We start from the raw sequence: 13,260 nt of genomic DNA, 5'->3' as shown, positions 1-13,260 counted from the left end.
TGTTATTGGGGTTTATAAAAGCCGTTAATAAAGAGGCAGCTTGAAGGATGAAGTGTCTGTTCCGAATTAATTATCAGGAAGGTATTACTATGTCTTTATCCCGTGAAGCGATTGTTGACCAGTTAAAAGAAATCGTCGGTTCCGATCGCGTGATCACCGATGAAACCGTTTTAAAGCGCAACAGTATTGACCGCTTTCGTAAATATGCCGACATCCACGGCGTCTTTACGCTGCCGCTGCCCGCCGCGGTCGTTAAGCTAGGCTCGACCGAACAGGTTTCTGACGTACTGTCCTTTATGAACCAGCATAAGATCAACGGCGTACCGCGTACCGGCGCCTCGGCGACCGAAGGTGGCCTCGAAACCGTCGTGGAAAATTCTGTGGTGCTGGACGGTGCCGGGATGAACCAAATCCTGAATATTGATATTGAAAATATGCAGGCAACCGCGCAGTGCGGCGTGCCGCTGGAAATTCTCGAAAACGCGCTGCGGGCAAAAGGCTACACCACCGGGCACTCGCCGCAGTCCAAGCCGCTGGCGCAGATGGGCGGCCTGGTGGCAACCCGCAGCATCGGCCAGTTTTCCACGCTCTACGGGGCGATCGAAGATATGGTAGTCGGGCTTGAGGCCGTGCTGCCCGACGGCACCGTCACCCGCATCAAAAACGTTCCGCGCCGCGCCGCCGGGCCAGATATTCGCCATATCATCATCGGCAACGAAGGTGCGCTGTGCTATATCACCGAAGTGACGGTGAAAATCTTCAGGTTCACGCCGGAAAATAACCTGTTCTACGGCTACGTGCTGGACGATATGAAGGTGGGCTTCAGCATCCTGCGCGAGGTCATGGTGGAAGGTTATCGCCCGTCGATCGCCCGTCTGTACGATGCCGAGGACGGCACCCAGCACTTTACCCATTTTGCCGATGGCAAATGCGTGCTGATCTTTATGGCCGAAGGCAACCCGCTGATGGCGAAAGCAACCGGGGAAGGTATTGCGCAGGTTGTCGCGCGCTATCCGCAGTGCCGGCGCGTAGACAGCAAGCTGATCGAAACCTGGTTCAACCACCTCAACTGGGGCCCGGAAAAAGTGGCTGCCGAACGCGTACAGATCCTCAAAACCGGCAATATGGGCTTTACCACGGAGGTGTCGGGCTGCTGGAGCTGCATCAATGAGATCTATGAAAGCGTAATCAACCGCATCCGCACCGAGTTCCCGCACGCGGACGATATCACCATGCTGGGCGGCCACTCTTCTCATAGCTATATGAACGGCACCAACATGTACTTCGTCTACGACTACAACGTGGTGGACTGTAAGCCGGAAGAGGAAATTGATAAATACCATAACCCGCTCAACAAGATCATTTGCGAAGAGACCATTCGCCTCGGCGGCTCAATGGTGCATCACCACGGAATCGGTAAACATCGCGTTCACTGGAGCAAGCTGGAGCACGGCAGCGCGTGGCCGCTGCTGGAAGGGCTGAAGAAGCAGTTTGATCCAAACGGAATTATGAATACCGGAACGATTTACCCGATTGAAAAATAATAGTTATATCCCAAATAATTCGAGTTGCTCGCAGGCGGCAAGAGAGTCAATTCCCTGGAGCATAGATAGCTATGTTGGGTGAGCGACAAATCTGTCCGGAACAGATTTGAACGCCGTGTAGCGGCGGTCCTCAAGGGCGAGGCTCATGGATGAGCCGGGTAACAAAGCTAACCCACAAGCCGCTTGAAGTATGACGGGTATATACGGCTTCTCAACCGGGAAGCCGCCTTTACCGGACCATGAAGGGGTAGAAATGAACGCTTCACCGGTGAGAATGGACGACCTGCCGCTTAACGGTTTTCACTGCCGGATTGCTGCACTAACCTTCGGCGCGCACCTGGTTGACGGCTACGTCCTCGGCGTCATCGGTTACGCCATTATCCAGCTGACCCCCGCCATGCACCTGACGCCTTTTATGGCCGGGATGATCGGCGGGGAGGCGCTGCTTGGGCTGTTTATTGGTAGCCTGATCCTTGGGTGGGTCTCGGATCGCATTGGCCGCCAGAAGATTTTCAACCTCAGCTTTGTCCTGATTACCATCGCTTCTTTTCTGCAGTTTTTTGCCACCACGCCTGAACAGCTTATTGGCCTGCGGATCCTGATAGGCATTGGGCTGGGCGGGGATTACTCCGTAGGCCATACGCTGCTCGCCGAATTTGCGCCGCGCCGGCATAGGGGCATCCTGCTCGGGGCGTTTAGCGTGGTGTGGACCATCGGGTACGTTCTGGCAAGCCTCGCCGGGCACCACTTTATTAGCGAAAACCCGGAGGCCTGGCGCTGGCTGCTGGCCTCATCCGCGCTACCGGCGCTGTTAATCACGCTGCTGCGCTGGGGGACGCCGGAGTCTCCGCGCTGGCTATTACGCCAGGGCCGCTTCGCCGAGGCTCATGCGGTGGTGCGCCGCTGCTTTGGCCCGCACGTGCTGCTCGGCGACGAGGTGGTGACGGCAACCAATAAACGGATCAGAACGCTGTTTTCACCGCGCTACTGGCGGCGAACGGCATTTAACAGCATCTTCTTTGTCTGCCTGGTGATCCCGTGGTTCGTTATCTATACCTGGCTGCCCACCATCGCCGAAACCATCGGTCTTGAAGATGCGCTGACCGCCAGCCTGCTGCTGAATGCGCTGCTGATCGTTGGCGCGCTGCTGGGCCTGGTATTAACCCATCTGCTGGCCCATCGTCATTTCCTGCTCGGCAGCTTTCTGCTGCTGGCGACGACGCTACTCGTCATGGCCTGCCTGCCGGCAGGCAGCCCCTGGACGCTGCTGCTTTTTATCCTGTTTAGTACCACGATTTCGGCGGTCAGCAATCTGGTGGGGATCCTACCGGCGGAAAGCTTTCCTACGGATATCCGCTCGCTGGGCGTTGGCTTCGCAACCGCCATGAGCCGGCTTGGGGCCGCGATCGGCACCGGCCTGCTGCCCTGGACCCTGGCGCAGTGGGGGATGACGGTCACCCTTTTGCTACTGGCCGGCGTACTGCTGATCGGCTTTGTGGTGACCTGGCTGTGGGCCCCGGAAACCAAAGCGCTGCCGCTGGCTGCTGCCGGGAGCGGCGACAAAAGACAAGGAGGAGCGAATGAACATTCTGTTGGCGTTTAAGCCGGAGCCTGACGCCGGCATGCTGGCGGAAAAGGACTGGCAGGCCGCCGCGCTGGATACCTGCGGGCCGGATGTCGCACTATTGCGCAGCGCTATCGGCGCCGATGAGCAGGCCGCCGCCGCGCTGCTGCTGGCCCAGCGCAATGCGGGCTGCGAGATGACCTTGAGCGCATTAAGCATTGGCGACGAGCGCGCGCTGCACTGGCTGCGCTACTTTGCCGCGCTGGGGTTTGACCAGCGGGTGCTGCTGGAGACGGCAGCGGATCTGCGCTTTGCGCCATCGTTTATCGCCGGACAGATCGCAGACTGGCAGCGCAGCCACGGCGGGGAGCTGATCGTGACCGGCTGTCAGAGCAGCGAAGGGCAAAATGGCCAGACGCCGTTTCTGCTGGCGGAAATGCTCAACTGGCCCTGTTTCAGCCAGGTTGAACGCTTTACGCTCGAACCGCCTTTCGCCGTTGTCGAGCAGCGAACGGACTCCGGCATCCGCCGCTGCCGGGTGCGGCTACCGGCGGTGATTGCCGTCAGGCAGTGCGGCGAAGTGGCGCTCCCGGTGCCCGGCATGCGCCAGCGCCTGGCGGCGGCAAAGGCGGACATCGTGCGCCAGGCGGCGACCGTTGAGGCGACGTCTGACGTTCAGTGCCTGCGCCTGATGCGCCCGGCGCCGCGGCGCGCGGCCGTTATCGTTGAGGGCGCGACGGCGCAGGAGAAAGCCGGGGCGCTGTGGGAGAACTATTTATGCCAGAGGATGCGGCCATGAAGATAGCGATAGTTATGGCCGCCGGCGATCGCGCCGCGATGGGCGGCTGGCTGGCGGCAAACGATCTCGCTGCGGCGGACCTCGAGCGCTGGACGCCAAACGCCGGGGCGGAGGTTGCCGGGCAGCTTCTGGATGCGCTGGTCGCTCAGTGGCGACAGACGCCGGTGGATATGGTGCTATTCCCGGCGGGAACGCTGGCCGATGAGCTGGCCACGCGGCTGGCCTGGCGCCTGCGGGGAGGCAGCGTATGCCAGGTGCTATCGCTGAATGCGCCGGAGGGTCGGGTAACGAAGTCTCATTGGGGCAATGCGCTCACGGCCACGCTGGAGGTGAGCGCCCGGCCGCTGTGCCTCTCCCTGGCGCGCCAGCCCGGAGGGAATGCGTCCGGGGATTTTCCTGACGGCCTGCCGGAGCGCCGTATCGTACCGGCGGCGCAGCCCGAGTGGCTGACGGAGATTGAGCGCGTTGAGCGCGCGGGCGCGCACCCTTTGCTGGCGGCGGAGCGGGTGCTGGTTGTCGGGCAGGGCGGGGAAGAGGCCGATGCGGGAGGCATTGCGGCGCTTGCGCAAAACCTGGGCGCGGAAGCGGGCTACAGCCGAGCGCGAGTGATGAATGGCGGCTATGATGCCGATCGCCTGGTGGGTATTTCCGGCCATCTGCTGGCTCCGGATATCTGCATTGTGGCTGGCGCATCAGGGGCGGCGGCGCTGATGGCGGGAGTGCGCGGGAGCCGATTTATCGTGGCGATTAATCATGACGCCAGCGCGCCGGTATTTTCTCAGGCGGATGTCGGCATCGTGGATGACTGGCTACCGGTACTGGAAGCACTGGTAGCCTGTACGCAGGATTAATTAAGCTGCTTCGCTAATTTCCAGACGCTGGTGTTGGTGGTCGACAGGGCCGCAACGCCGGCTTTCATCGCATTGCGCGCATCTTCTTCATCGCAGACCAGGCCTCCGGCAATCAGCGGCTGGTGAATCTTCTCCGTCACCCATCCCAGCACTTTTGGCATGCAGCCCGGCAGGATTTCAATACAGTCCGGGTTGGACTGCGCCACCTGCTTGTCGATATTGTGAAAGGAAATAGAGTCGACGATAAACAGGCGATGAATGCAGAAAAAGCCTTCCGCTCTGGCCGCTTTTAGCATCGGCGCTTTGGTGCTGATGATCCCGTCCGCTTCGGTAACCAGCTTCAAAAACTGAATCACCACCTCTTTATTCGACGCCCCCTCCAGCAGGTCGACATGAATAAACGCGTATTTACCGGCGTTTTTGATTTTCTTCACGATATTGCTGATGGTGCAGATATTACCGTACAGCACGGAAATAAACTGGCACTCGGAATCGATGGCTAACTGCAGGCTGGCGTTATCTTTGACGGCCGCAATGACCGGGTTTTGTCGTAGCAGGTGTAACAGGGGCATGGTGTGTCCTTCGTATTTTACTCGTCATCATTCAGGCTGCGGGGGCGCGAGCGTTCCTGCAGCCTGAATTATAACGAGTCGTTTTATTAGCCGAAACGGAACGTAATACCGAATCCAGAGTCAGGATAGCGCCATTCTTTCAGCGTTGCCTTATCGCATAATAGCCGGCAGGTGCCGCACTCCAGGCATCCCCGGTAGTCGACCTGCACGCCGCCGTCCGCCGTTCGTGAAAAAAGCCCGGCGGGACAGGAGGCAATAAGCAGTTCGACGACTTCCCGGTCGGGCGTAGCCGTCGGGACAATATGCGGGGCGTCGGCGGGACGCCAGACGTTACGTGCTACAGACATCGTAAGCTCCGGACAAGATCGCCTGCCAGATGACGCAGGCCGTGACGGCGAAGATGACGCCAGACTATCTGGCGCAGCGGCGGAACCGGACCTTCGCCCTGCTGCCAGAGTTCGCGGGAGATATCGTCCATCAGCGCGGGCCAGCGGCGATACCAGCCGGGGCGCTGCAGCAGCGCGGGAACGTGCCGGTAGCGCTGGAGCACGTCCCACAGCAGGCTGCGCTCGATCTCCTGATGGTATTGCGCAAACAGATTTTGCGGCGCGCCGTGCCGACAGGCCCGGATTAACGTTTGCGCCGCCGCCTGGGCGCCGATTAAGGCCATGTCCATCCCGCGCACGGTGAAGCCGGTATTGACGCAGGTGCGCAGCGCGTCGCCGACCAGCAGCCAGCCTTCTCCGGCATACTGCGCCGGCATGCCGTGCAGGCCGCCTTCAGGTACCAGATGCGCGCCATATTCCAGCGTTTCGCTACCGTGCAGCAGAGGACGCAGGGCCGGATGCGATTTGAGACGATCCAGCAGCCCGGAGGCAGGAACCGCACCTTTTCCCAGCGAGGAGAGTGGACATACGATACCGAATGAGAGCGTATCCTGATTGGTATAAAGGAACGCGCCGCCGGGTAAATCGCCGCAGACTCCGCCGGTGAATATCATGGCGGAGCCCTCGTTGCCCTCGAGGCGGAAACGATCCTCCAGCGTCTTGCGCTCCATCGCCAGCACCGCTTTGATCCCCAGCGCCATGGCGGTTGGGGACGGGCGAGGGAGTAAACCGTGACGCTCCGCCAGCTCGCTGTTGGCCCCTTCCGCCAGCACGACATAGCGGGAGCGCAGCGTTTCGTTATCGCAAATGACCCCGCAAACCCGGCCGTTTTCGCGATGCAGCGCCGCGACCGTCGCGCCGGTAATACACTGTACGCCTTCGCCTTCGGCCTGGTTAACCAGCCACGGATCGAAACGGGCGCGCAGTAAACTCCAGGAGTCGCCGCCGGGCTGAAGGCTGGAATAGGTTGTGGCGCCCTCGTCGGTCAGCAGGGTCAGGTTTTCCTGGGTGATACGGCGTTCAAGCGGGGCGGATTGTTGAAAATGAGGGAGAAGTTCGGCGAGAGCTCGGCAGTACAGGCGCCCGCCGGAGAGGTTTTTGCTGCCGGGAAGTTCGCCGCGTTCGAGCAGCAGGACCGAAAGTCCTGCCCGCGCGCAGCGTAGAGCACAAGCGGTGCCGGCTATCCCTGCACCGATGATAATAATATCAAAATCGTCAGCCATATTGCGCCCCAGATACCCAGAGCGCATAGGCTAGCATGGCGTTATCTAAGGAATATTGACCATCGACACAAAGGCTTTAATCACTCGCCGCGATAGACGCAGCCCGCCGTGCAGGTCTCTTTAATCATCACCGCGCTCAGCAGCGGCACAACGGGTTTAATCTGTTGCCAAATCCAGCGCGACAGAACTTCGCTGGTCGGGTTCTCCAGCCCTGGAATATCGTTCAGATAGTAGTGATCCAGGCGATCGTAGGTCGGCTTGAAGGCGGCTTTAAGCTCGGCAAAATCCATGATCCAACCTGTATGAGGATCGACTTCGCCGGTAATCTCCAGACGTACCATAAAAGAGTGACCGTGCAGGCGACCGCACTTATGACCTTCCGGTACGTGGGGCAGGCGGTGGGCGGCCTCGAAGGTAAAATCTTTAAACAGGGTGGTGGACATCTTTTACTCTCAATAAGACAAAAAAACCGCCGTAGGGTACCGGAAAGTACATTTTTTAGCATTAACTAAAACGGCCCTGAGCGGAAAATCGCCGCATCCGCCGCGCTGATGCATATTATCTCTTTATATTTCATGTGGTTATTTAATCGATTTTGTTGTTAATAACTATAGATAAAACAGGTTAGTTCATTTGGTTATTTGTTATTTCCATCCCTTATTTAATTGTTACTATCAGCGCCGTTAACCTTACATTCTCTTCTGTTTTTGCCGCGCTGACAGGGTGCGAATAACAGCTTTGCTTACTGGAACATAACGACGCATGACGACACAGGTCCCACCTTCCAATTTGCTGCCGCTAAACCCGGAGCAAATGGCGCGCCTGCAGGCGGCCACGACAGACTTCACACCGACCCAGCTTGCCTGGGTTTCCGGCTATTTTTGGGGCGTGCTGAATCAGCATTCCGGCGCGGCAGCTGCCGCTCCGGCTCAGGCTGTGGAAGTCCCGAGCATTACGCTGCTTTCCGCCTCGCAAACCGGCAACGCCCGCCGCGTGGCAGAAGCGCTGCGTGACGACCTTCAGGCAGCGCAGCTGAACGTCAAGCTGGTTAACGCAGGCGACTATAAATTCAAACAAATAGCCTCCGAAAAACTGCTGATCGTCGTGACCTCAACCCAGGGCGAAGGTGAGCCGCCGGAAGAAGCCGTCGCGCTGCATAAATTCCTGCTCTCGAAAAAAGCGCCGAAGCTCGAAGGCACCGCTTTTGCGGTCTTTGGTCTTGGCGATACCTCCTACGAATTCTTCTGCCAGTCAGGTAAAGATTTCGACAGCAGGCTGGCCGAGCTGGGCGGGGAGCGCCTGCTCGATCGCGTTGATTCTGACGTCGAATATCAGGGCGCAGCGGCCGAATGGCGCACCCGCGTGGTCGATGTGCTGAAAGCCCGTGCGCCGGCGGCGACGCCGGCTCAGCTGGCGACGAGCGGGGCGGTCAATGACATTCACACCAGCCCCTATACTAAAGAAGCGCCGCTGACCGCGACGCTTTCGGTAAACCAAAAAATTACCGGTCGCGATTCGGAAAAAGACGTGCGCCACGTGGAAATCGATCTGGGTGACTCCGGCCTGCGCTATCAGCCTGGCGATGCGCTGGGCGTCTGGTATCAGAACGATCCGGCGCTGGTTAAAGAGCTGGCTGAACTGCTGTGGCTGAAGGGCGATGAGCCGGTTAGCGTTGACGGTAAGACGCTGCCGCTGGCCGAAGCGCTGACGTGGCACTTTGAGCTGACGGTGAACACCGGCAACATCGTTGAGAACTATGCCACCCTAACGCGCAGCGAAACGCTGCTGCCGCTGGTGGGCGATAAAGCGCAGCTGCAGCACTATGCGGCCACCACGCCGATCGTCGATATGGTGCGCTTCTCTCCGGCGCAGCTGGATGCCCAGGCGCTGATTGATCTGCTGCGCCCGCTCACGCCGCGCCTGTACTCGATCGCCTCGTCGCAGGCGGAAACGGAAAACGAAGTTCACGTGACCGTCGGCGTTGTGCGCTATGAGATCGAAGGCCGCGCGCGCGCCGGCGGCGCTTCCAGCTTCCTCGCCGATCGCGTGGAAGAAGATGGCGAAGTCCGCGTCTTTATCGAACACAATGATAACTTCCGCCTGCCTGCCAACCCGCAGACTCCGGTCATCATGATTGGCCCGGGTACCGGCATTGCGCCATTCCGCGCATTTATGCAGCAGCGCGCGGCGGAAGGCGCCGAGGGCAAGAACTGGCTGTTCTTCGGCAACCCGCACTTTACGGAAGATTTCCTTTACCAGGTTGAATGGCAAAGCTACGTCAAAGAGGGCGTACTGAGCCGCATCGATCTGGCATGGTCCCGCGATCAACAACAAAAAGTCTATGTTCAGGACAAGCTGCGCGAGCAGGGGGCCGAACTGTGGCGCTGGATTAATGACGGCGCCCATATTTATGTCTGCGGCGACGCCAATCGCATGGCGAAAGACGTTGAACAGACGCTGCTGGAAGTGATTGCCGAATTCGGCGCGATGGACGCCGAAGCGGCGGACGAATTTTTAAGTGAGCTGCGCGTTGAGCGCCGTTATCAGCGAGATGTCTACTAATGAGCGAAAAACATCCTGGACCGCTGGTGGTCGAAGGTAAACTGACCGACGCCGAGCGTATGAAGGTAGAGAGCAACTACCTGCGCGGCACCATCGCAGAAGACTTAAACGACCCCCTCACCGGTGGCTTTAAAGGCGATAACTTCCTGCTGATCCGCTTTCACGGCATGTATCAGCAGGATGACCGTGACATCCGCGCCGAACGCGCGGCGCAGAAGCTGGAGCCGCGTCACGCGATGCTGCTCCGCTGCCGCCTGCCGGGCGGGGTGATCACCACCAAACAGTGGCAGGCGATTGATAAGTTTGCCGCCGATAACACGATCTACGGCAGCATTCGTCTGACCAACCGTCAGACCTTCCAGTTCCACGGCATTCTGAAGAAGAACGTCAAGCCGGTGCACCAGATGCTGCACTCGGTGGGGCTGGACGCGCTGGCGACGGCCAACGATATGAACCGTAACGTGCTGTGCACCTCTAACCCCAACGAGTCTCAGCTCCATGCTGAAGCCTACGAGTGGGCGAAAAAAATCTCCGAGCACCTGCTGCCGCGCACCCGCGCCTATGCGGAGATCTGGCTCGATCAGAAGAAGGTGGCCACCACGGACGAAGAGCCGATCCTTGGCCAGACCTATCTGCCGCGTAAGTTCAAAACCACCGTGGTTATCCCGCCGCAGAACGATATCGATCTGCACGCCAACGACATGAACTTCGTGGCGATTGCCGAAAACGGCAAGCTGGTGGGCTTTAACCTGCTGGTGGGCGGCGGTCTGTCTATTGAGCACGGCAACAAGAAAACCTACGCGCGCACCGCCAGCGAATTCGGCTATCTGCCGCTTGAGCACACTCTGGCCGTGGCGGAAGCGGTGGTCACTACCCAGCGCGACTGGGGCAACCGTACCGACCGCAAAAATGCGAAAACGAAATACACCCTGGAACGCGTCGGCGTTGAGACCTTTAAAGCCGAAGTTGAGCGCCGTGCCGGCATTAAATTCGAGCCGATCCGCGCCTACGAGTTTACCGGTCGCGGCGATCGGATTGGCTGGGTAAAAGGTATCGACAATAACTGGTACCTGACGCTGTTTATTGAAAACGGTCGTATCCTTGACTATCCGGGGCGTCCGCTGAAAACGGGTCTGCTGAAGATTGCTAAGATCCATAAAGGCGAGTTCCGTATTACGGCGAACCAAAACCTGATTATTGCCGGCGTGCCGGAAGATCAGAAGGCGAAGATCGAAAAGCTGGCTCGCGATCACGGGCTGATGAATAGCGTCACCCCGCAGCGTGAAAACTCGATGGCCTGCGTCTCTTTCCCGACCTGCCCGCTGGCGATGGCCGAAGCGGAGCGCTTCCTGCCATCATTTATTGATAAGGTGGACGGCGTGATGAGCAAGTACGGCGTGGGCGAGGAGCATATCGTCACCCGCGTGACCGGCTGCCCGAACGGCTGCGGCCGCGCCCTGCTGGCGGAGGTTGGGCTGATCGGTAAAGCGCCGGGCCGTTACAACCTGCACCTTGGCGGCAACCGCAGCGGAACGCGCATTCCGCGCATGTATCGCGAAAATATTACCGAGTCGGAAATTCTCGATTCGATAGACGAACTGGTCGGGCGCTGGGCGAAAGAGCGCGAAGCGGGTGAAGGCTTCGGCGACTTTACGGTGCGTGCGGGTATCGTGCGTCCGGTGCTCGATCCAGCCCGTGATTTCTGGGAATAAACCTATTCATCTGCGCCTGACGATTCCCTCCCTGCTTACGGGGAGCGGAATGAGGTGAAGGGAAAATAACGAGGTAACTATGTCCGTACTCGATCTCAACGCGCTAAATGAACTGCCGAAAGTTGAACGCGTACTGCAGCTGGCGGAAACCAACGCTCAGCTGGAGAAGCTCAGCGCCGAAGAACGCGTGGCGTGGGCGCTGGAAAACCTGCCCGGCGACTATGCGCTCTCTTCAAGCTTTGGTATTCAGGCGGCGGTTAGCCTGCATCTGGTTAACCAGATCCGTCCGGATATTCCGGTGATCCTCACCGATACCGGCTACCTGTTTCCGGAAACCTATCAGTTTATTGATGAACTTACCGATAAGCTGCAGCTGAATCTGAAAGTTTATCGGGCGCAGACCAGCCCGGCCTGGCAGGAAGCCCGCTATGGCAAACTGTGGGAGCAGGGCGTTGAGGGCATTGAGAAATACAATGACATCAACAAAGTCGAGCCGATGAACCGCGCTCTGCAGGAGCTGAACACCCGTACCTGGTTTGCCGGCCTGCGCCGCGAACAGTCCGGTAGCCGGGCAACCCTGCCGGTGCTGGCGATTCAGCGCGGGGTATTTAAGGTGCTGCCGATTATCGACTGGGATAACCGCACTGTTTATCAGTACCTGCAGAAGCACGGCCTGAAATACCATCCGCTGTGGGATCAGGGATACCTTTCGGTGGGGGATACCCATACTACCCGCAAATGGGAGCCGGGGATGGCGGAAGAAGAGACGCGCTTCTTCGGCCTGAAGCGCGAGTGCGGACTGCACGAAGGGTAGGTCTCGATCGCCTTTGTTTTAAAGACGTTTGCTTTAAACACATTGAGTTTTAAAAAAAGCCCTCGCGTTTCACGCTGAGGGCTTTTTCGTGCAACCGGCAGCAGCAAAACGCCAGCTAGCCGCGCTTATCGGCCTTCGCCAGCTCTTTTACCAGCGGCAGCATCACCTTGACGACGTCGCGGCTGCGCCGCTCGATGCGGCCGGGCAGCGCTTTGTCGATATGCTGCTGATTATCCAGCTGCACGCTGTGCCAGCTGTTGCCGTCTGGGAAGGCGGGTGATTTTGCCCGCTGCTGAAAACCATCTTTCTTACCGAGCGACCAGTTAGTGGCCTCCACCGACAGCACCGGGATCCCGGCGCTGTCAAAAACGCTGGCGTCATTACAGCAGCCGGTGCCCTGCGGATAGTCACGGTTCAGCCCTGGGTTGCTGAAGGCGGCAACCCCTTTGCTACGCGCGATGGCCAGCGCCCGGTCGCGGGTGAGCTTGCGAATCGACGCGGGCGTGCTGCGGCCGCTATTAAAATAGAGCTTATCGCCGACCACCAGATTATCGAGGTTGATCACCAGCAGGGTATTTTTCTTCTCCTCGTCGCCCATACGCTTCAGCAGATTCTGCGCCCCGAGGCGGCCCTCCTCTTCACCGCTGGAAGCGATAAAGCGAATGCCATAATGGGTGGGCACGTTCTTGAGTCGTTCGGCCAGCTCCAGCATCACGCCAAGGCCAAGGGCGTTGTCGTCAATCCCCTGCAGGGTTAAACCGCCGAGGTTTTTTTCCACGTCGCTATCGCTCATGGGAGCGTAGGTATCGAGGTGCGCCATGATGATGATTTGCTGGCGCGCCTTGCCCTCGTGGGCGGCAATCACCGTGCTGCCGGTGACGTTTTGCCAGTTCTGTCGCTGATTTTTGGTGGTGTAGATATAGCGCGTATGAAAGCTGCGGATATCGCTTTGGTAGCCCATCTGCGCGAACTGCTGACGCAGGTAGTCCGCCGACAGCATCTCTGCGGGCGAGCCGGTCATTCTTCCGGGGAAAAAGGTCGCTATATGACGAGCCTGAGTATTAGCGGTTTCGCCCATAGCGCTAAAAGCCGGGGCGGAGAAGACAAAACCTGCGCCAAGCGCCAGTGGAAGCAGGCGGCGGCACAACGCGGAAAACATAAGAGGGTCCTTACGGCAACAGAACAATTTGACCCGCTTAGTATGAAACTGTGACCGAGGTTAAACAATTTCAT

The 13,260-nt window shown here is 58.8% G+C and carries 12 protein-coding genes; 7 read left to right on the top strand and 5 right to left on the bottom strand.

Annotated elements, in window-relative coordinates; genetic code table 11:
- Nucleotides 1-89 precede the first annotated feature (89 nt).
- From GO007_RS08965 to GO007_RS08950, 4 genes are all read left to right on the top strand, one after another.
- Nucleotides 90-1,544, top strand: coding sequence for an FAD-binding oxidoreductase (locus GO007_RS08965; RefSeq protein WP_095098611.1), 1,455 nt, complete (start codon nucleotides 90-92; stop codon nucleotides 1,542-1,544).
- Between the two features lie 190 nt (nucleotides 1,545-1,734).
- Nucleotides 1,735-3,147: an MFS transporter gene (locus GO007_RS08960; RefSeq protein WP_095098605.1), complete on the top strand. Its 1,413-nt coding sequence runs from the start codon at nucleotides 1,735-1,737 to the stop codon at nucleotides 3,145-3,147.
- Complete coding sequence (locus GO007_RS08955; RefSeq protein ID WP_095098602.1) at nucleotides 3,125-3,907, top strand: adenine nucleotide alpha hydrolase family protein; 783 nt, start codon at nucleotides 3,125-3,127, stop codon at nucleotides 3,905-3,907. The genes GO007_RS08960 and GO007_RS08955 overlap by 23 nt, the downstream gene beginning before the upstream one ends.
- On the top strand, nucleotides 3,904-4,758 hold the full coding sequence (locus tag GO007_RS08950) for an electron transfer flavoprotein subunit alpha/FixB family protein (RefSeq protein WP_095098599.1): 855 nt from the start codon (nucleotides 3,904-3,906) through the stop codon (nucleotides 4,756-4,758). The genes GO007_RS08955 and GO007_RS08950 overlap by 4 nt, the downstream gene beginning before the upstream one ends.
- Here GO007_RS08950 and GO007_RS08945 read toward each other — a convergent pair.
- From GO007_RS08945 to queD, 4 genes are all read right to left on the bottom strand, one after another.
- A complete protein-coding gene (locus GO007_RS08945; protein WP_095098596.1) occupies nucleotides 4,755-5,330 on the bottom strand; it encodes a glycerol-3-phosphate responsive antiterminator in 576 nt (191 codons plus the stop codon). The two genes, GO007_RS08950 and GO007_RS08945, sit on opposite strands and share 4 nt — an antisense overlap.
- Before the next feature lie 86 nt (nucleotides 5,331-5,416).
- Nucleotides 5,417-5,677, bottom strand: coding sequence for a ferredoxin family protein (locus GO007_RS08940; protein ID WP_095098593.1), 261 nt, complete (start codon nucleotides 5,675-5,677; stop codon nucleotides 5,417-5,419).
- Nucleotides 5,668-6,939 (bottom strand): FAD-dependent oxidoreductase, encoded by a 1,272-nt coding sequence (locus tag GO007_RS08935; RefSeq protein WP_095098590.1) that lies wholly within the window; start codon nucleotides 6,937-6,939, stop codon nucleotides 5,668-5,670. The genes GO007_RS08940 and GO007_RS08935 overlap by 10 nt, the downstream gene beginning before the upstream one ends.
- Before the next feature lie 80 nt (nucleotides 6,940-7,019).
- Nucleotides 7,020-7,382 (bottom strand): 6-carboxytetrahydropterin synthase QueD, encoded by a 363-nt coding sequence (gene queD, locus GO007_RS08930; RefSeq protein WP_095098587.1) that lies wholly within the window; start codon nucleotides 7,380-7,382, stop codon nucleotides 7,020-7,022.
- 319 nt (nucleotides 7,383-7,701) lie between these two features.
- Between queD and cysJ the strand changes: the two genes are divergently transcribed.
- The 3 genes from cysJ (at nucleotide 7,702) to cysH (ending at nucleotide 12,027) form a co-directional block, all read left to right on the top strand.
- Nucleotides 7,702-9,501, top strand: a complete 1,800-nt coding sequence (gene cysJ / locus GO007_RS08925) for an NADPH-dependent assimilatory sulfite reductase flavoprotein subunit (protein ID WP_095098584.1) — start codon at nucleotides 7,702-7,704, stop codon at nucleotides 9,499-9,501.
- Nucleotides 9,501-11,213, top strand: coding sequence for an assimilatory sulfite reductase (NADPH) hemoprotein subunit (gene cysI / locus GO007_RS08920; RefSeq protein WP_095098582.1), 1,713 nt, complete (start codon nucleotides 9,501-9,503; stop codon nucleotides 11,211-11,213). Before cysJ ends, cysI begins: the two co-directional genes overlap by 1 nt.
- 79 nt (nucleotides 11,214-11,292) lie before the next feature.
- Nucleotides 11,293-12,027: a phosphoadenosine phosphosulfate reductase gene (gene cysH / locus GO007_RS08915; protein ID WP_095098579.1), complete on the top strand. Its 735-nt coding sequence runs from the start codon at nucleotides 11,293-11,295 to the stop codon at nucleotides 12,025-12,027.
- Nucleotides 12,028-12,142: 115 nt separating this feature from the next.
- On the opposite strand, the gene GO007_RS08910 is transcribed toward cysH, so the two are convergent.
- Nucleotides 12,143-13,186 carry an aminopeptidase gene (locus GO007_RS08910; RefSeq protein ID WP_095098575.1) on the bottom strand — a complete coding sequence of 348 codons (1,044 nt, stop codon included), beginning with the start codon at nucleotides 13,184-13,186 and terminating at the stop codon, nucleotides 12,143-12,145.
- Between the last annotated feature and the right edge of the window lie 74 nt (nucleotides 13,187-13,260).

Source organism: Klebsiella sp. 10-1, assembly GCF_009758445.1.
GTDB lineage: Bacteria > Pseudomonadota > Gammaproteobacteria > Enterobacterales > Enterobacteriaceae > Klebsiella > Klebsiella scottii.
Note: the sequence above shows the minus strand (reverse complement) of the source record. Positions and strands in the feature narration are given on the sequence as shown.